The 18360-nt window shown below is 41.3% G+C and carries 16 protein-coding genes and 1 pseudogene; 7 read left to right on the forward strand and 10 right to left on the reverse strand.

The window, feature by feature from the left end; genetic code table 11:
- Positions 1-84: 84 nt before the first annotated feature.
- Positions 85-921, forward strand: coding sequence for a pyruvate, water dikinase regulatory protein (locus tag MF4640_RS08810; RefSeq protein ID WP_005400687.1), 837 nt, complete (start codon positions 85-87; stop codon positions 919-921).
- A 132-nt stretch (positions 922-1053) separates the two neighbouring features.
- Positions 1054-1728, forward strand: a complete 675-nt coding sequence (locus MF4640_RS08815; protein ID WP_171263873.1) for a hypothetical protein — start codon at positions 1054-1056, stop codon at positions 1726-1728.
- Between the two features lie 35 nt (positions 1729-1763).
- Here MF4640_RS08815 and MF4640_RS08820 read toward each other — a convergent pair whose 3' ends face one another.
- The 4 genes from MF4640_RS08820 to MF4640_RS08835 all read right to left on the reverse strand — a co-directional run bounded on the left by MF4640_RS08820 (position 1764) and on the right by MF4640_RS08835 (position 4894).
- On the reverse strand, positions 1764-2327 hold the full coding sequence (locus tag MF4640_RS08820) for a flavoprotein (protein ID WP_078389323.1): 564 nt from the start codon (positions 2325-2327) through the stop codon (positions 1764-1766).
- Positions 2328-2568: 241 nt separating this feature from the next.
- Positions 2569-3570: an LLM class flavin-dependent oxidoreductase gene (locus MF4640_RS08825; protein WP_078389324.1), complete on the reverse strand. Its 1002-nt coding sequence runs from the start codon at positions 3568-3570 to the stop codon at positions 2569-2571.
- 290 nt (positions 3571-3860) lie between these two features.
- On the reverse strand, positions 3861-4388 hold the full coding sequence (locus MF4640_RS08830) for a hypothetical protein (protein WP_078389325.1): 528 nt from the start codon (positions 4386-4388) through the stop codon (positions 3861-3863).
- Positions 4389-4612: 224 nt separating this feature from the next.
- Positions 4613-4894, reverse strand: a complete 282-nt coding sequence (locus MF4640_RS08835) for a glycine zipper domain-containing protein (RefSeq protein WP_078389326.1) — start codon at positions 4892-4894, stop codon at positions 4613-4615.
- 461 nt (positions 4895-5355) lie between these two features.
- On the opposite strand from MF4640_RS08835, the gene prfA reads away from it, so the two are divergent.
- Positions 5356-6444, forward strand: a complete 1089-nt coding sequence (gene prfA, locus MF4640_RS08840; protein WP_004982013.1) for a peptide chain release factor 1 — start codon at positions 5356-5358, stop codon at positions 6442-6444.
- The gene (prmC, locus tag MF4640_RS08845) at positions 6444-7262 is read left to right on the forward strand and encodes a peptide chain release factor N(5)-glutamine methyltransferase (protein ID WP_078389327.1); all 819 of its coding nucleotides are present in this window, start codon (positions 6444-6446) and stop codon (positions 7260-7262) included. Before prfA ends, prmC begins: the two co-directional genes overlap by 1 nt.
- A gap of 56 nt (positions 7263-7318) precedes the next feature.
- Here prmC and MF4640_RS08850 read toward each other — a convergent pair whose 3' ends face one another.
- The 6 genes and pseudogenes from MF4640_RS08850 to MF4640_RS08875 all read right to left on the reverse strand — a co-directional run bounded on the left by MF4640_RS08850 (position 7319) and on the right by MF4640_RS08875 (position 13867).
- A complete protein-coding gene (locus MF4640_RS08850) occupies positions 7319-8140 on the reverse strand; it encodes an ABC transporter permease (RefSeq protein WP_078389328.1) in 822 nt (273 codons plus the stop codon).
- Entirely contained in the window at positions 8140-9099 is a 960-nt protein-coding gene (locus MF4640_RS08855; protein ID WP_004696475.1) for an aliphatic sulfonate ABC transporter substrate-binding protein, read from the reverse strand. Before MF4640_RS08855 ends, MF4640_RS08850 begins: the two co-directional genes overlap by 1 nt.
- Positions 9100-9389: 290 nt before the next feature.
- Entirely contained in the window at positions 9390-9743 is a 354-nt protein-coding gene (locus MF4640_RS08860; protein ID WP_026056476.1) for a hypothetical protein, read from the reverse strand.
- A 479-nt stretch (positions 9744-10222) separates the two neighbouring features.
- Positions 10223-11182 carry a hypothetical protein gene (locus MF4640_RS08865; RefSeq protein ID WP_078389329.1) on the reverse strand — a complete coding sequence of 320 codons (960 nt, stop codon included), beginning with the start codon at positions 11180-11182 and terminating at the stop codon, positions 10223-10225.
- Between the two features lie 9 nt (positions 11183-11191).
- The gene (locus MF4640_RS08870; RefSeq protein WP_227518634.1) at positions 11192-12514 is read right to left on the reverse strand and encodes a sphingomyelin phosphodiesterase; all 1323 of its coding nucleotides are present in this window, start codon (positions 12512-12514) and stop codon (positions 11192-11194) included.
- Positions 12515-12842: 328 nt separating this feature from the next.
- Positions 12843-13867, reverse strand: a pseudogene (locus MF4640_RS08875) (AraC family transcriptional regulator ligand-binding domain-containing protein).
- 143 nt (positions 13868-14010) lie between these two features.
- On the opposite strand from MF4640_RS08875, the gene MF4640_RS08880 reads away from it, so the two are divergent.
- From MF4640_RS08880 to MF4640_RS08890, 3 genes are all read left to right on the forward strand, one after another.
- Positions 14011-14781, forward strand: coding sequence for a 3-hydroxyacyl-CoA dehydrogenase (locus MF4640_RS08880; RefSeq protein ID WP_078389331.1), 771 nt, complete (start codon positions 14011-14013; stop codon positions 14779-14781).
- Between the two features lie 247 nt (positions 14782-15028).
- On the forward strand, positions 15029-16165 hold the full coding sequence (locus MF4640_RS08885) for an acyl-CoA dehydrogenase family protein (protein ID WP_078389332.1): 1137 nt from the start codon (positions 15029-15031) through the stop codon (positions 16163-16165).
- A gap of 260 nt (positions 16166-16425) precedes the next feature.
- Positions 16426-18072: an AMP-binding protein gene (locus MF4640_RS08890; RefSeq protein ID WP_078389333.1), complete on the forward strand. Its 1647-nt coding sequence runs from the start codon at positions 16426-16428 to the stop codon at positions 18070-18072.
- The last annotated feature ends 288 nt before the right edge of the window (positions 18073-18360 follow it).

The following is an 18360-nucleotide window of genomic DNA, read 5'->3' on the forward strand; positions in this document are numbered from 1 at the left end:
TGATTTTACTAAGCGACAGTCATGTAAGATCGGTTTACTATAAAGATTATATAGCACTAAGACAAATTTTTGAGGAGAATTTTAATGTCAGGAAGTAAACAATTTAAGCGGAGTGTTTTTTTTGTATCAGATGGTACTGCAATTACCGCTGAAACCCTTGGGCACTCGCTATTGGCGCAGTTTCCAAATGTTGACTTTGACATTCATATTATTCCTTATATTAGCTCTGAAGAAGCTGCTACAAATGTGGTTGCTGAGATCAATTTAAGGGCGCAACAAGACGGACAAAAGCCACTGGTTTTTGACACTTTAGTCGACCCGTACGTGCGTGACATTATTAATACTGCAAATGCTATAAATCTTGATGTATTTGAAGGGCTTATTAGTAAATTATCTGAAGAGTTGGGAACACCGCCTACAACTTTAGTCGGACAGACCCATGCAGTGACCGATTCGGAGTCTTATAAAGCACGTATTGATGCGGTGCATTTTGCTTTGGATAACGATGACGGTGCACGTACACGCCACTATGACAAGGCCGATCTGATTCTGATTGGGGTATCACGTTCGGGTAAAACACCGACTTCAATTTATTTGTCATTACAGTTTGGGATTCGTGTAGCAAACTATCCATTGACCGAAGAAGACTTGGATGACAACCGTTTACCAGCGGTACTTCGCGCACATAAGCAGAAGCTTTTTGGTTTGATGATTGATGCTGAACGCCTTGTCGCTATTCGCTCTGAACGTAAAGCCAATAGCCGTTATGCAAGCTTCAGCCAGTGTCAAATGGAGCTTCGCGCAATTGAAGGGATTTATATCTCTGAAGGGATTAAATACTTAAATGTCTCGGAAATGTCGATTGAAGAAATTTCAACTCGTGTACTCCAAATGACGGGTTTAAAACGTCGCATTGGTTGATATTGTCATTACATTATAAAGCGTCATATTGATGATGCTTTATAATGTTGATCAATATAAAAATACAGATTAGATCAAATGAAAATAATATCAAAATGCCTATTAGGTGTATTTTGTTTTGCTCATTTTAATATGGCTGTATATGCGCAAAATATATCAATTCAGCAGGCTGAGCAGGCGATTGATCAAAAATATGCAGCGCTAGATTTTTATGCAGTGAATCAACAGATCGAAAATGATGTGGTTGATTTAATCCGTGAAAATGCAGAAAGTTATGCTTATTCTTTCCCCAAATTGACTGAAAATCTTAGACTAAAGATTAATGCCTCACCGGACCAACTGCTTAAATTCTATACCTTTGATGTAGGTGGTGGCGGTACCATGGGTGAATTTTCATCCTATGTGCAGATGAAATCGAGCAATTCCACTAAACTTCAGCCTTTAGAAGCTGGCTATATTTTAAAGATTGACCAAGTGAAATGGGGTGCACAACCGATTTATCTGATTCAAAGTTATTACAAAGGCGATAGTTGTCACGGTCTTTATCAAATTCAAGCCTTTAAAATGCACGCCCAAGCTTTGACAGCAACACCAGTTTTTCAGACCAAGAACAAGCAACTAAGTTCGATTGAAGTAGATTATGACTGTCACTATGACGAAGAGCGGCGCGGTTCATATATTCGTGTTTCAAAAGACTTAAACAAGATTGATATCACTTTATTAGATCAAAACAGCCGCCCGACTGGAAAGTACTTACGTTATCAACGTTCAAATACAGGCTATCAATATACAGGTGTGACGAAATAAACAACGGGTAAGTGGCTAAAACTTACCCTATATGGTTAATGGCTATAGGTGGTAATGATCACATCGACGGGATATTCAGCGCCATCTAAACTTTGAATATCATGTTCTCGAATTTTGACGATCGGCCAAGTGATTAGCTTACAGTTGTCGCGCTGTAAGGCATGATAATAATGATCGGACTTAAAAAATTTAAGTTTATCGGCAGCGGAGTTAGGTTTGAGCTGGTGTCTAAGCCATGGGTCTTGAACTTGGGTTTCTAAGAAGCGTAAAGCCAGTAGGCATTTGATACGTGTGTTAAATAGGCGTCGGTTCTTAATAACCAGTGGATGTTGAATTAAGCGCTGAATTCCACGCTCTGTTTTTGGCAAGATAAATTGTGGCGCATTTTGAAAAACATAGACCGATTGAGCGACCTGACAAACCGACTCAAGGGCAGTTACTGTATGCTGGTTGGTACCAATAATTGCGACACGTTGTTCAGTAAAAGCATGTTGTTTAATTTCTGATGCGGTAATCAATTGCCCTTTAAAATGCTGAAAATATTCGGGATGGTTTTGAAATAAACCAGATACGTTGTCTGTTGAATACAAATTGACCATGCTTGATCCTTAATTGTTTTTTATCGTCTTTCCTTAATTTATTATTTTTAGTGCTTTTGCTCTAAAAAAGCAAAGTGATAAATTGTCTGAGCAGTCACGCTAACTTTAGTCTAGACATAGCAGCAGTTTTGCAGGGCTTTAAGGATTTTTTAAGTATCGGCTAAGATTTTGGTTATTCATTTATGCACGTCGCCTTATGGGTATGCATTAATACGCATAAGGCGATTCACTTCATTTGTACTTAACTGTTTTTGATCTGCATGAGACGTTCAAAGTTTTCTAAACGTTTGTCCGTGTCATAGATGTCACAGGTGAAAATAAACTCATCAACATCATATTCCAAAAGAAGCTGTTTCAAGCCTTCTTTCACCGTGCCATTGGAGCCGATTTGCGCCATGGCATAAAAACTGTCTACTGACATTTTTTCCGAAGGTGACCATAGACCGTCCATACTGGCAATTGGTGCTTTTAACTTTAAACTTTGACCGCGCATGAGACCTAAAACTCGTTGGTAGGCACTGGTTGCTAGATATTCAGCTTCAGCATCGGTTTCAGCAACGACCGTCGGGACACCCATAGATACATAAGGTTTGGATAAGTACTCAGAGGGTTCAAAGTTTTCACGATAGAGCTGAATCGCTTGTTTCAGCATACGCGGTGCAAAGTGTGATGCAAAAGAGTAGGGAAGACCTAGTTTTGCAGCCAGTTGTGCACTAAATAAACTTGAACCGAGTAGCCATACAGGCACATGTGTCCCTTGCCCCGGAGTTGCAATGATGCGCTGATTTGGTTCAGCGTCTTTAAAGTAATGCAGAATTTCTAAGACATCTTGTGGGAACTGATCTTCAGTTTCTTGACGGCCACGGCGAAGTGCGCGCATGGTCACTTGGTCTGTACCTGGTGCTCGACCTAAACCTAATTCAATCCGGTTTGGATAGAGTGTCGCAAGCGTACCGAATTGCTCCGCTACGATCAGTGGGGCATGGTTCGGGAGCATGATACCACCTGAACCTACCTTTAAGGTTGAGGTATTTGCGAGTAAATAGCCGAGTAGCACCGCAGTTGCAGAGCTGGCAATACCATCCATATTATGATGTTCTGCAAGCCAAAGTCGACTATAGCCTAAACGCTCAGCTTGTTGGGCCAACTTTAAGCTATGCTGTAGGGTGAGTTGTACAGTTTGATCTTCGCGGACAGGAGCTAATTCTAAAATAGAAAATTGAGTCTCGGACAACGTGCGCATTCTATTTCTCAGTTTTGTTTTATATATCGAAATAATACGATATAAGTGCTATCTTGTATATCGATTTTATTCGATGTTCTGATTGTTTTATATAAGGTATTGATTTAAAAATGAAACAAAATTTATATTCAACATCGTTGAACAGCACCAGCCACACATGCGTTTAAAACCAAAGTGGTAAGCTGCTGCATTCAGTAGAAACGATGCAGTGTCTTTTTTGAGTGTAGTTGTCAGATAAATAAAAAAGCACCCGAAGGTGCTCTTTTATTTGAAAATGTTTTATGCGGTACTTAGCGTTTACCGTTTTTGTACCAGCCTAAGTGACGGCCATTGTCACCACGGTAGTTGTGACCATTATATTTATAATTGCTATTACGGTAGCCACGGCTGTCATAACGACGATCATAACGGTCGTCGTAACGGCGGTCATATTCGTCATCATAACGACGGTCTTCAGAGACTTTTTTACCTAGAACTGCACCACCCGCTGAACCGAGACCTGCACCAATATACCCACCATTGGTACCGCCCATGTTTTTACCTACGGTATAACCACCAGCACCACCGAGTGCTCCACCAATGATTGCACCATTACGGTCACGTTTGTTGGCTGAAGCGGCTGCACCTGCACCACCACCAATGGCAGAACCAATCATCGCGCCTGTTTGTCCACCCATTTGGTTACCAATCGCGGCACCGACAACACCACCTAATGCAGATGTTAGTGCAGTATTGGTTGTATTACCTGCATATGTTGTGGTCATCGTTAATGCTGAAGCTGCAATTACGGTACTCATTAAAATTGATTTAATTTTCATTTTTAAACTCCTAAGAGCATGTCTATTTTGTCTTGATTTCACTTTAGCGAAACAAGTGGGAAGAATAATGAAGAGAAATTTTATCGAAACCGTTGCTTTGGTAAGTGCTGTGTAACGACTCTTCGTATTTTCTACCAGTTTGGCTAGAGTACTATTGCGTCTAAATCTGTGCCATAAAAAAGCACCCGAAGGTGCTTTCAATGACATCTTTACGATGCAGCTAATTAATGGTGTTTATGTTTTTTCTTCCATTTTTTACCATGGTAAGAGTCATACTGTTTATCTTTTGAGATTTTGTTGCCGAGTGCTGCACCGCCCGCTGCACCTAATGCAGAACCCACATAGCCACCATTGGTGCCGCCCATGTTTTTACCAATTGCTGTCCCTGCAACACTACCTAAAGCACTGGCTGCTGCAACGCGAGTTGTGCTGTCTGCATACGCAGTTGCAGTAAACATAGATGCCGTTGCTAATGTTGCTGACATTAAGAGTGTATTAAGTTTCATGTGTTTCTCCATGTCCAACATTGGTTGAACTGTCTTACTTTTTTCGATGTGGCTAATGTAACAAAAAGATTCCAGTTAATTGTGGAGAGTTAAAACTAAATTGAAACCCGTTGGTTTCTTGTTTGTATCAGTTTTATTACAAATGTGAATAAGCAGAATGAAATTTATCCAAAATCATGCAAATGTGGATAAACCTAGGAGTGATGCAGTTCACACTCTGAATTTTGAGCTGAAATGGCCTATTAAAAAGGTGTATATGAAATAAGCTGTTTTGCATTTTTTAAGCGTTAGTAAGGTCATAAACATGCTTTAAAAGTGTATCAATCTACTGAGGCGTATAAAGTAAACGTCGCTCAGGATTGAATAAAGATGTTCTTTGCGTGATAGAGCCGTTAAACTAAGCGCAAATTTTTTGGTGCTGTGAAACTGTATTGCAGCCTTTATATTGAGATATTTTCCTAATGAAAGAATCGTTACGTTTACGATTAGATCAACTTTCTGACCGTCACGAAGAATTAACAGCATTACTTGCAGATGTAGAAGTCATTTCGGATAACAAACGCTTTCGTCAGTTGTCACGTGAACATAGTGATTTAAGCGAAATCACAGAAGTTTGGACCAAGTACAAACAAGCTGAAGCTGATATTGAAACGGCTGAAGCGATGCTGTCAGATCCTGATTTTAAGGAAATGGCTGTTGAAGAAATTAAAGAAAATAAAGCCATTATTGCGTCTTTAGAAGCTGATTTAAATATTTTAATGATTCCGAAAGATCCAAATGATGCGAACTCTGCATATTTGGAAATTCGAGCGGGAACAGGCGGTGATGAAGCCGCTATTTTCTCGGGTGACTTATACCGCATGTACACCAAGTACGCTGAATCACAAGGCTGGCGTATTGAAGTGTTGTCTGAAAATGAAGGCGAACACGGTGGTTATAAAGAAATTATTTGTTTGGTGAATGGTGAGGGTGTTTACGGCCGTTTGAAGTTTGAAAGTGGCGCGCACCGTGTACAACGTGTGCCTGCAACGGAGTCTCAAGGTCGTGTACATACTTCGGCGTGTACCGTTGCGATTTTGCCTGAAATTGATGTTGATACAACGGTTGAGATTAATGCATCAGACTTACGTATTGATACCTACCGCGCCTCAGGTGCGGGTGGTCAGCACATCAACAAAACCGATTCGGCTGTGCGTATTACTCATATTCCAACAGGAACCGTGGTGGAATGTCAGGAAGAACGTTCACAACATAAAAACAAAGCCAAAGCGATGGCTTTACTTGCTTCACGCTTGGAAAATGCAAAACGTGCGGCAGCTGATGCAGCAACTTCTGAAATGCGTCGTGACTTGGTCGGCTCGGGTGATCGTTCAGAACGTATCCGTACCTATAACTACCCGCAAGGTCGTATGACCGATCACCGTATTAACTTAACTTTATACAAGTTAGACGCGGTTATGGAAGGCGATTTAACTGAACTATTAGATAGCTTACATCGTGAATATCAAGCAGATCAGCTTGCGATGCTTGCACAGCAGAATGGTGGATAATGAATATTGCCCAAGCTTTGGCTTTACGTGGTGAAGCTGAGAGTTACGAACGTCAAGAGAACGCATGGTTGCTGGAACACATCACCAAAATTGATTCTTTCGATTTGGTTATGAAAAAAGATCAAGTGCTGACCAATGAACAAGAGCAGGCCTATGTTGCTGCCTTGGCACGAATCGAAGCAGGTGAACCTTTGGCCTATGTGACAGGTTCACAGCCGTTTTGGACGCTAGATTTGATTGTCACTCCTGACACTTTAGTGCCACGTCCAGATACCGAGGTACTGGTAGAAACTGTATTACGATTAGACTTACCTGAAGATGCCCGCATTGTCGATTTAGGTACGGGGACGGGTGCGGTTGCGCTTTCATTGGCCAGTGAACGGGACACATGGGACATCACGGCGACCGATATTTATGAGCCAACTTTAGCCGTTGCGCAGCAAAATGCAGAAAAGCATGACTTAAATGATGTGACTTTTGTGTGTGGCAGTTGGTTTGCACCGCTAAATCGAAAGTTTTTTGATGTGATTGTATCGAATCCACCGTACATCGATGCCGATGATGCTCACATGCAAGACTTAGCAACTGAGCCTGAACGTGCTCTAATTGCGGCAGATCATGGTTTGGCTGATTTGAAAGTCATTATCCAGCAAGGCAAAAAGCACTTAACCCTTGATGGTTGGGTGGTGCTTGAGCATGGTTATGATCAAGCTGACGCTGTACAGAAAATATTTAAAGAAGCGGGCTATAAACAAGTCCGTACGGTGAAAGATTATGGTGGGAATGATCGCGTCACTTTAGGGCAGTGGACACAATAATTTCATTGTTCCCTTCAAAATAAAAGCGCATTCGATGCGCTTTTATTTTTTCTACCTTATGTTCCAAATACGTCACGCCAACGCAGTAGCCAAGTCTCGAGGGCTTTCATGATGCTATCACTGAGTTTTCCGAGCACGGCTAAAAGAATAATCGCTAAGATCACAATATCAGGACGTGAAGTTTCTCGGCCATCACTCAGTAAGTAGCCAATGCCTTGTGTTGCTGCAATGAGCTCTGCTGCAATCATAAACATCCATGCCAAACTTAAACTGTTGCGCAGTCCCGTTAAAATTCCCGGAGATGCTGCAGGCAAAATAATCTGTTGCACTTTCTGCCAGTACTTCAGTCGATAGACTTGTGCGACTTCGATGAGTTTTCGGTCAACGCCTTTAATGGCTGCGACCGTGTTGGTATAGGTCGGAAAAAATGCGCCAATCGCAATCAAGGTAATCTTCGATGCTTCATCAATTCCCAACCACAGTAAAAGTAGCGGAATCCAAGCTAAACTCGGGATGGATTTAATCGCTGAAAAACTGGGTTCTAAAAACGCTTCAACCTGTTTATTGAGTCCCACCAAAATCGCAAATATTAAAGCCAGGGCACTCCCAATAAAAAAGCCTAAAAACACTCGCCATGTACTGGTCCACACATGCATCCATAAATCTGCCTGCCATAAATCTAGAAAGGTTTGCCATAGACTACTGGGAGCAGGCAATAAATAAGGTTCAATAAAACCTGCACGGACCAGATATTCACAAGCAATCAGTAATAGCACTGGAAGGGTGATCGCTTTGAGAATACTCTTCAATTTCAACTGAAATGAAGAACTCTTTTTCACTTCAATATGGCTAAAAGAACTCGCGACTGACTTGGTCATTATTTGCTTACAACCTTTTGTGCATATTGTGGTTTAAACAACTGAGTCACCACTTGATTAACATTGGTGCCTTTACGAACTAAGTCTTCTTCATTCAAAATACTGCCAGACTTTTGTAATGCGGCAATCTGTTTGGCAGACGGAATATTTTGATCAAAGTTGGTACGGCTTAATTGTAATTTTGCGACATTCAACGGAAGTTTGGACTCTCGTGCCAATAACTCCGTCAGTTTCTCTGGGTTAGCTTTGGCCCATTTACGTGCTTGCTCATAGGCTTTAATCACTGCTTCAATGGCTTCGGGACTTTGCTGAGTAAAAGACTCTTTGACACTGAGTACGCTATAACTGTTAAACCCAATATTTCGATACAGCAGTTTTGCGCCAGATTGCACTTGTGCCGATGCCATCAATGGATCTAAGCCTGCCCAAGCATCGACTTGACCACGTTCTAAAGCTGTTTTGCCATCCGGATGTTGTAAGTGAACCAGTTGTACATCACGTTTATTTAGACCCACTGTATCCAGCGCTTGTAAGGTAAACAGAAATGGATCTGTGCCTTTGGTTGCGGCAATTTTTTTTCCTTTTAAGTCTTTTAGGCTTTTAATTTGGGAGTTCTTAGCAACCACCAAAGCGGTCCATTCAGGTTGGCTTTGGATATAAACGGTATTGATTGGACTGCCGTTGGCACGACTGAGTACGGCTGCAAGCCCTGCGGTTGAAGCAAAATCTACACTGCCACTATTTAAATATTCCAGTGAACGGTTACTGCCTTGGCTAAACACCCATTTAATTTCAGTTTTAGGTAAGGCTTTTTCTAACAGCTTTTGTTCTTTCACTACGAGGCTGGTTGGTGCGTAGTAGGCATAATCGAGTTTGAGCGTGTCTGGAATAGCGGCATGGGCATACGAGCCGATCAAACCTAAAATCAGTGAAGTGCTCAGTAGTTTAAAGTTTTTCATGTTGCATCATTTAAATAAGTTCATTTGTGGGTTCTTTTAACCTGATGTATGCGAAAAATAAAAAAAGAAAAATGGATAATAAAATATTAAATTGAAATAAGCAGATAATCTTAATTTAAGTATCTGAATTTTAATAACTTGATTGAGCTTTTTGCGGTTTTTTAAGTATAGAATAACTTTAAAAAAGCATAGAATAATTTCTTCTTATATGAAGATTGCATAACTAAATCATTCATTTTGAATGTAAAAAAGCGACTGTAATAGTCGCTTTTTTTAAGGGGGCTGCAAGCTTACATAGGATAGTCTTGTAAGCTGTCAAACACTTCAACTTGCTCTAAAGCATCAGTTTCAAGTGCAAGACAAAGTGTCACAATTTTCTTTAGATCAGCTAAATATTGTTCATCTTTAAACGATGCACCTAACTGAAGGGCTTGAATACGGTCAGCGCTAATATCCAACGCTTGAGCAGCTTCAATCGCATTAACTTCATTAAAAAATGCAGTAACAGCATGATTTAATTCAAGGTCTGATGCATTGAGAATACCTTGACCCAGTTGCTCTTCAAATTGTGGGGTAGGAGACTGCAAAGCTTGAGTAAAGTTTTGCACCAGACGTTGATCGAGAACATCAATCATTTTAAGCATGTCATAACCTTTAAAAGAAATAAGGTGATTAAACAGGGGGAGTACAGCCGGAAAATAAGCATTAAAGAATGCTTTAAAATTGGTTGAAAAATAATCCATTTTGGAACTTTTTGCAAATAGATTCCGATAAATGAAAGATGGATTTGTTAAGTGAATGAAAAGCCTAAATTTATTGAATAGAGTGCCTGTTTAAATTTTACACTATTGTTCTAATGGACTCGGATCGATCAAACAGAAGTATTCAATGTAAAATATTGTGGAGTTTTAATCAAAAAGTTCTTTTATTTTTACCTAATTTATTGAATTATAATAACTTTATTTAAATTATCATTGCAGTGCTCTTTATTTTACGCATCACTGATGTGAACTCAAAACATTGTGGAATTGCAATTTATAAGGACATGCTAAAGCAACATGAGGTATATCACCTTGTTTTAGCTGTCTTTGTTTGATGTGGAGAATGATGAACGTTTAAGCCACTAGTTAAAGTGCTTTTGCCTCAGTTGTTCTAGACGGAGTTGATATTGCTGTTGCCATGCACTTTCAGCTAAGTTTTGTTTTTGTTGGTTCATTTCTTGGTTGAGAGCAGCAAGTTCAGATTGATAACTGGCGATCTGTTGTTGTTGTCGAGCGACTTGTTGTTCGCGTTCAGCCAACTGCGCCGCTTCTTTGCCTGAAAAGTAGCTGTTACGAATTTGTTGGGTAATTTCTTGCTGTTGTATTGGGTCGGTGACGCCAATTAACGCCAATTTAAGGGCTTTATCGTAACTACCACTTTGACCATCAATATTTTTGCTCGGGTTTTTGTATTGTTGCTGTAATTGCGCAAGTTCATTCAGACGTTGTTGTAGCGTCATCTGCGGTGCTCGGCCCAAGAGTTCACCATAAGCAAACTGATAGCTGGCAAATTCTTTTTCTTCAGCAAAGCCGAGTTGTGTTTCTTGCTTACCTAAAGTCTGTTCACGTAAGTTCCAAATTTCCTGATAACGCTGTTGCGGTGTCATTTGTGTGGACATGGTTTTAGCCTGCATTTCTTTTTCATACAGTGGTAGACGTTCTATCAATTGTTTTAAAGTCTGGGCAAACTGCTGATCTGGACATTCGGCCAAAACCTGTTTTAATAAAGCCTGACAGTTAGTATCGGGGCAGTTTTGTTGTAACGGGTTTAATAATTGTGTGATATTGCCTGGATTTTTTTGAAAGTGTTGAATCATTTGTTGGATGGATTCTTGTTGCTGTTGTTGCTGCATTTTTGACTCGTCATTGTTTGCAGCGGCAAGCTTCTCTTGCAAACTGCTGGGTTGAGCAGTCTCTGTAAGGGACGGTGAAGATGCCTGAGTTTGACCTGATGTGGCATATGATGAGCCAAGGCCCAACCATATCACCACACCGATCACCAATATACTCAGCACCAAAGCGTTAACCCCAAAGCGCTTCATTGTTCTTCCTTATGGGTTGTATTGGAATTGACCCATTACTGGGAAGTGGTCAGATAAGTCCCAAGTCATAAATACGGGGTCGGCAGCCGAGCGAAGAATGCGGACATCATTACGTGCTTGCATAGGCTGACGGTGGTTATTGGATGACACCACGTAGTCTAAATACTCTACGGTAGAGCCACCCGTAAGTCCTGCACCTGCGAGTTTATTCACTCGTGGATCGAAGTTCGATGCGGTATATCCTGTGCTGACTGGTACTGTACCATTCAAGTTAATTTGCATTTGAGCATAATCTTGTGGCCACAGGAGTTTGTTGACATTAAAGTCACCGCCCATGAGCACTGCATCAAATGACGGGATATTTTGCTTATCGACCAAAGCGCGGATTTGCTTAAATTGTTGCTGGCGCATATCACGTGCCGCGTCGGTATCAAACGATGCGGTATGCGTGGAGGTTACATGATAGGCTTTGCCATTCTTGAGAATTTCAGCATAAATCACGCCTTTATCGGCAAAACAGTCAATCCCCGTACAGCTCGGGTAAATAAAATGATCCGTTTTTACAATTGGATGGCGACTTGCAACCAATATGCCGCTGTCATAGATATTGAAACCTGAACCGATTGGAATATAAGTTTGGTACGGATATTCCTGCGCTAATTTGGCCAACATGGCGGTACGACCAGAAGCAAAGGTTTCTTGGAATAAGATCGCGTCGTAGCCTTTTAGGTTTTGCGGCAGTTGTTCTAAACGCGAATCAATTTTACTTGCCACTAAAGGAAGAGCATAAATATTGTAGGTTAAAACTTTAAACTCATCGGCACTGCTGACAACGGGTTCTGGCACGGTATTTTGATGGATAGTGTAGTGGAAGTCGTCATAACCACCAGTGTATTCAGCTTTAAAAGCAGTCTGCGCTGCTTTTCCTGCATAATTGGTGTTGAAGCGCTGAATGTTACGATCGTTAAACCATGGTGCAGAGAAATCACTGCCAGATGCAGAGTGTTTAATATCACTGCCAGACCAAGTGCCAGTCATAGATTGCTTCAGGGTGACACTGGAACCACCGCCTGTAATCACGGTATCAAAATTATAAGTTTGACCTGACTTTACCCCAGTATAACGGTTAAAACGCAGTACACGTTTGGTTTCATAAGGTGCAATTTGGGTGGCTTCTTGAGCCCATTGACTCCCCTGAGTTAAGGTGCGTGTACCATGATGATTAATATTGACGGATACCGTTTCTGGGGTGGTATTGGTCACATAAATGTATGAGTCTGCTATCACTTGCTGACTGCACAGCAATAATGATAACCATCCGATATTTTTCATTAAGTTTTTATTTAATTGGGTGCTCATGTGTTCCCTCCATGATGTTTTTATTCAATATTGTGTAAAACAATATGACGAGATCACTATGGCAGGTAATTTTTTTAAGTCAGTGACAAAGTGCGACAGCACCCTGATTTTCCGATGAATGAGCATCAAAAATTCAATTTAATTTATAAGCTCTGTTGACATTTCATTTTGCAAATCAAAACCCAAGCCTGAACAGTTGGATGATAAGGTTTAACTTGAACGAGAAAATTTTATGGGTTGGTTATTTATTATGTGGAAAGAGCATGAGCGTCTCATTGCCACCTATATCAATCGGTCTAAGTTAAGCGTCCTTATTTTGACGATAGGCGCCAGGACTGACGCCTGTCCACTTTTTAAAAGCTCGATGGAAAGCACTCGGATCATGAAAATTGAGTTCAGTACTAATGTCTTGTAATGATACTTGGCTGTTACTGAGCAGCTCAATCGCCATATCACGGCGTATATCATTTTTGAGCTGTTGATAACTGAAACCTTCACTTTTCAGTCGACGCTGAATTGTTGCCTCAGACATATTGAAATGATGGGCAATTTCAGACAGTTCAAGCCACTGGATCGGGGGTTCTTGCATTAAATAGCGACGAATTTGGGCACTGGTTGAATGTGGGTTTTTATAACGAGTCAGTAAAATATGTGGGGTTTGCTGAATAAATTGATACCACGATTTACTGTCCTGTTTTATGGCATTTTTAAATAATTGGCATCGAACTGAATATAGTTTTCAGCCATTTGATACTGGATATTTTCACAAAAACGAACTTTGTAGTCGATGTCATCTGTAGGTGCATCACATTTGAGTTGAATTTGATTCAAAATCACCCGTTGACCCACTAGCCAACACATTAGGGCATGAATCAGCATGATGTAAGTTGCGTAACTAAACATACGCTTGGGCTGTTGTCGTTCATAAATCACAATATACGCATAATGTTCTTGCACCATGAGTTGGCTACTAAAGTCGTCTAACACCAAAGTCATAAACTGCAAAATATGCTGAATGGCTTGGTCCAACTGGATGGTGTGTAATAGTGATTTAGATAAAAACTGAAAACTGCCACGGCGCATAGCATGGCGATCCATTCCAAAAAACTCATCATTCATCACATTGGCCAGTTCAGTCCAGAGCTGTGCATATTGATTGACTGAGACCCGTGCTTTTGTCGCACTTAACAATTGGCTATTGATGCCTGCATTTTTTAAAATATCAGCAACTGCATATCCCTGCTTTTCAGCTTCAAACAATGCTTCGTGTACCAAAGCAATTGAAATGGAATCTTTCTGGGCGTTTGCATGTTCCAATGCAGTCATAGTGGCTTCCATATTTTTATTGTGCATTTTGAGCATTGTCCAAAACCATCATGGAAGATGCAATATTTGGAAATTGTACTCAAGTGCTTCTATGTTTACATTTCTTCTTAAGTCGTAGCATTCAATCATACAAGGAAAAATAAATGAAGATTCAAGGGAAGGTTTTTGTCGTTACAGGTGGTGCATCGGGTTTAGGCGCAGCGACTGCACGTCATTTGATTGAGCAAGGTGCGAAAGTCATTTTGGTGGATATGAACCGAGCTTTAGGTGCAGAGCTACAGCGTGAGTTGGGTGAAAATGCTCAGTTTAAAAGACTCGATGTTACTGATGAACACGCTGTGCAAAGTTTCTTCCAAGAAGTCGAGGCGGAATATGGGCAATTGAATGGTTTGGTGAACTGTGCGGGTGTTGCGCCTTCAGCCAAAGTGTTGGGTCGTGACGGTATTCATGAGCTGGCATTATTCCAAAAAGTATTAAACATCAATGTTTCAGGTACTTTTAATATGCTGCGTTTTGCGGCGCAGTTAATCGCGAAATATGAACCTCAAGCCGGTGAAGAAGAACGCGGTGTGATTGTGAATACAGCTTCGGTTGCAGCCTATGACGGACAAATTGGCCAGACCGCTTATGCAGCATCGAAAGGCGCGGTTGTCTCAATGACTTTGCCGCTGGCACGCGAGCTAGCACGTGAAAAAATTCGAGTGATGACCATTGCTCCAGGCATTATGGAAACGCCAATGTTGAAGGCGATGCCGCAAAATGTACAAGATGCGTTGGGTGAAATGGTGCCATTTCCGAAGCGGTTGGCAAAACCTCAAGAGTTTGCTCAGCTTGTGGGGCATATTTTTGAAAATAGTTATTTGAATGGTGAAGTGATTCGTTTAGATGGCGCGATTCGTATGCAGCCTAAATAAGTTAGATTTTTATAGAAAATGATGATCTGTACAGAGCTACAAATTTCTAATCGAATTAAAATAGCGTTGTGTCCGTATTCATTTTCTTTTGAAGGATCAAAAGAAACAAAAATCCTTTTCGAAACTGAAGATACATCCTTGTATCTCAGTTTCGGAGGCGACATCCATGTCGCCGTCACATCTATCCAAATGCTGTAAATAGTAGAAATTTTGAACTGAATATAATTGATATAGAAAAGGATATCTAATGCTTTTAAATGAAGAACAAAAAATGGTTCAGGATATGCTGCGTAGTTATTCGCAGGAAAAACTGAAGCCAACTGCAGCTGAACGTGACAAAACCGCACAGTTTCCTGCGCAAGAACTTAAAGAGCTGGGTGAGTTAGGTGCTTTGGGTATGACTGTTTCACCTGAGTGGGGTGGTGCAGGCTTAGATTATATTTCACTGGTGGTGGCACTTGAGGAGATTGCAGCAGGTGACGGTGCGATTTCGACCATTGTCAGTGTGCAAAACTCACTGCCGTGTGGCATTACCCAGCGTTATGGAACTGATGCGCAAAAGCAGAAATATTTAAGCAAGCTTGCCACAGGTGAGTGGTTGGGGTGCTTTTGTCTCACTGAACCACAAGCAGGATCAGATGCAGGTGCGTTGGAGTGTAAAGCTGTTCGTGAGGGCGATGAGTGGGTGCTGAATGGAACCAAACAATTTATTACCACAGGAAAGCATGCACAAGTCGCTTTGGTTTTTGCAGTCACAGACAAAGCTGCGGGGAAGAAAGGTATTTCTTGCTTTTTAGTCCCAACCGATACCGAAGGCTATATTGTCTCTCGTATAGAAGAAAAGATGGGGCAGCACTGTTCGGATACGGCAACCATTGTTTTGGAGAACTGCCGCATTCCGGCAGATCATTTGCTAGGTGCTGAAGGCGAAGGCTATAAAATTGCGCTTTCAAATTTGGAGTCGGGACGTATCGGTATTGCAGCCCAATCAGTGGGTATGGCTCGTGCCGCTTTAGATGCTGCGGTTGAATATGCCAATGACCGTAAAGCCTTTGGTGTTGAAATTGTACAACATCAGGCAGTTGCTTTTCGTTTAGCCGATATGGCGACGCAAATTGAAGCGGCACGTCAGTTAATTTTCCATGCAGCCGCTTTGAAGGATGCAGGATTGCCATGTTTAAAAGAAGCCTCTATGGCCAAACTGTTTGCCTCAACCATGGCAGAGCGTGTTTGTTCTGATGCTATTCAAATTTATGGTGGCTATGGCTATGTTTCAGATTTTCCTGTTGAACGAATTTATAGGGACGTCCGTGTGAGCCAGATTTATGAAGGGGCATCTGATATCCAGCGTCTTGTCATTGCACGTGAAGTCACCAAGGTTTAAGTCGACTCAGTTTTAGACCTTGGTCGATGTTCAAAGCCTGCACTTTCATTGAGGGATTTGGAAATTGTAGGTGCATTTAAAACATGGTTATCTAGGTACAGCGGTTAAGTACAGTCATTAAATAGAGCAGCTGAGCTGCTCTAGGTTTTCAAATAATATAGAACTGACAATGAGGTCAGTTCAACGCTTAAAACGATAAAGAACATGGACGGCCAAAGTGGATTTGGCCTTAAAAAAATGGATAATACGAGGTTGTCGTGATGAAGACATTAGAACAAGCCCACCAAGAATTTAACTATGAGCAACTGATTCAGGAACAATTGGTCGGCCAACCCAATGCAATAAATGCCTATATTGAGTGCTGTCAGCGTTATGTCGGGTTACAAAAAACAGCACTCATCTGGGAAGGAAAAAATGGTGAGTCAGAGCAATGGAGTTTTGAACAGCTCGATGTTGCCTCAGCACAGTTGGCAAATTATTTTAAAAAGATCGGGATTCAAGTGGGGGACTGTATCGCAGGGCTGTTACCGCGTACGCCTGAACTGCTGATTACGATTTTAGCAACATGGCGGATCGGTGCGATTTATCAGCCTTTGTTTACTGCTTTTGAGTCGAAGGCGATTGAACATCGAGTTTTAACTGCGAACACCAAGTTGATTGTGATCAATGCAGAGCAACGTCCAAAATTAAATCACGTTGAAGTCAAACATATCCTTACAGTAAATGCGGGAACAAACTTAACTAGTAATGAAGCTGATTTTTGGCAAGAGGTCAAACAACAGTCCGATCAGTGTGAAGCTGTTTTGCGTAGCTTTGATGATGATTTTCTGATGATGTTTACCTCAGGCACCACAGGTTTGGCGAAATCAGTGCCTGTCCCTTTAAAAGCTGTTTTGGCGTTTAAGGGTTATATGCAACATGCAGTCGATTTAAGAGAAGACGATTCATTTTGGAATTTAGCCGATCCGGGCTGGGCTTATGGGTTGTACTACGGAATCACAGGCCCGCTCAGCTTGGGGCATAGCATCATTATGGATGAGCGTGCATTTAGCGTCGATCATGCGGTTGAAGTCATTAAAAAGTATCGCGTCAGTAACTTAACGGGTTCGCCTACAGCTTTTCGGATGTTCTTTGGTTTTAAAGAAAAGTTTGATCCTTCCATTAAGACCCATTTACGCGCCGTCAGTAGTGCAGGTGAGCCTTTAACCCCAGAAGTGATTCATTGGTTTAATAATGATCTGAATGTCAACATTTATGACCAATATGGACAAACTGAGTTGGGCATGGTGATTGCCAACCATCATGCACTGGAGCATGAGAAAAAAGTCGGGTCGGCAGGCTTTGCTAACCCCGGACACCGCTTTGCTGTACTTGATGCGAACCACCAAGAAGTGAAGTGCGGTGAAATTGGAACGCTAGCTATAGACTTTAGCCAGTCACCACTGACATGGTTTAAAGGCTATGGTGGCAATAATCGTAAATCCTTTGTGGGACAGTATTATTTAACAGGTGATACGGTCAAGCTCAATGAAATTGGCGGTATTGACTTTGTTGGGCGTGCTGACGATGTCATTACAACGTCAGGCTATCGTGTTGGACCTTTTGATGTCGAAAGTACTTTGCTTGAGTGTGCTGAAGTACTCGAATCAGCTGTGATTGGTAAGCCTGATCCAGAGCGCACTGAAGTGGTGAAAGCTTTTGTGGTGCTAAAGCCACAGTACCAAGCATCAAAAGAGTTGGATAGCAAACTCCAAGCCTATGTACGCTCACGTTTATCTAAACATGCTTATCCGAAAGAAATAGAGTTTGTTGAAAGCTTACCGAAAACATCGAGTGGCAAAATTCAACGTAATTTGCTGAAACAGCAAGAAGTGGCAAAGATGCAAACTTTACAAGCTGCAATTTAATTTAAAAATAAAAGGGTCTTAGTGGTAAGTCGAATTCGCAGTAATTGTTGATCTAACCGATTGAAAAAAATTATCTTGGCGGAGTTTTATCGAATTTTCATCCAATTTCGTCATTAGCCTGCGGCTCGCCCTACTTTTGTTTCGGCAAAAGTAGGCAAAACCATTGTCACCTGCAAAACCTGTTCTTTTCTTGGATTTATTAAAAGATATCGAAGAAACATTATCTTGCTTAGACCATGCAGGTTGCAGATGACATTTTCGCGTATCATATTTTTTGTTGAACTCTAA

This window comes from Acinetobacter sp. MF4640 (assembly GCF_002018895.1).
GTDB classification, from domain to species: domain Bacteria; phylum Pseudomonadota; class Gammaproteobacteria; order Pseudomonadales; family Moraxellaceae; genus Acinetobacter; species Acinetobacter johnsonii.

Excerpts from the sequence above, each read along its gene's own strand:
- MF4640_RS08830 (WP_078389325.1), bottom strand. The coding sequence starts at position 4,388 with ATGAAAATTAAATCAATTTTAATGAGTACCGTAATTGCAGCTTCAGCA.
- MF4640_RS08820 (WP_078389323.1), bottom strand. The coding sequence starts at position 2,327 with ATGGTCAATTTGTATTCAACAGACAACGTATCTGGTTTATTTCAAAAC.
- MF4640_RS08885 (WP_078389332.1), top strand. The coding sequence starts at position 15,029 with ATGCTTTTAAATGAAGAACAAAAAATGGTTCAGGATATGCTGCGTAGT.
- MF4640_RS08855 (WP_004696475.1), bottom strand. The coding sequence starts at position 9,099 with ATGAAAAACTTTAAACTACTGAGCACTTCACTGATTTTAGGTTTGATC.
- MF4640_RS08890 (WP_078389333.1), top strand. The coding sequence starts at position 16,426 with ATGAAGACATTAGAACAAGCCCACCAAGAATTTAACTATGAGCAACTG.
- MF4640_RS08865 (WP_078389329.1), bottom strand. The coding sequence starts at position 11,182 with ATGAAGCGCTTTGGGGTTAACGCTTTGGTGCTGAGTATATTGGTGATC.
- MF4640_RS08860 (WP_026056476.1), bottom strand. The coding sequence starts at position 9,743 with ATGCTTAAAATGATTGATGTTCTCGATCAACGTCTGGTGCAAAACTTT.
- MF4640_RS08815 (WP_171263873.1), top strand. The coding sequence starts at position 1,054 with ATGGCTGTATATGCGCAAAATATATCAATTCAGCAGGCTGAGCAGGCG.
- prfA (WP_004982013.1), top strand. The coding sequence starts at position 5,356 with ATGAAAGAATCGTTACGTTTACGATTAGATCAACTTTCTGACCGTCAC.
- MF4640_RS08825 (WP_078389324.1), bottom strand. The coding sequence starts at position 3,570 with ATGCGCACGTTGTCCGAGACTCAATTTTCTATTTTAGAATTAGCTCCT.
- MF4640_RS08810 (WP_005400687.1), top strand. The coding sequence starts at position 85 with ATGTCAGGAAGTAAACAATTTAAGCGGAGTGTTTTTTTTGTATCAGAT.
- MF4640_RS08850 (WP_078389328.1), bottom strand. The coding sequence starts at position 8,140 with ATGACCAAGTCAGTCGCGAGTTCTTTTAGCCATATTGAAGTGAAAAAG.
- prmC (WP_078389327.1), top strand. The coding sequence starts at position 6,444 with ATGAATATTGCCCAAGCTTTGGCTTTACGTGGTGAAGCTGAGAGTTAC.
- MF4640_RS08880 (WP_078389331.1), top strand. The coding sequence starts at position 14,011 with ATGAAGATTCAAGGGAAGGTTTTTGTCGTTACAGGTGGTGCATCGGGT.
- MF4640_RS08835 (WP_078389326.1), bottom strand. The coding sequence starts at position 4,894 with ATGAAACTTAATACACTCTTAATGTCAGCAACATTAGCAACGGCATCT.
- MF4640_RS08870 (WP_227518634.1), bottom strand. The coding sequence starts at position 12,514 with ATGAAAAATATCGGATGGTTATCATTATTGCTGTGCAGTCAGCAAGTG.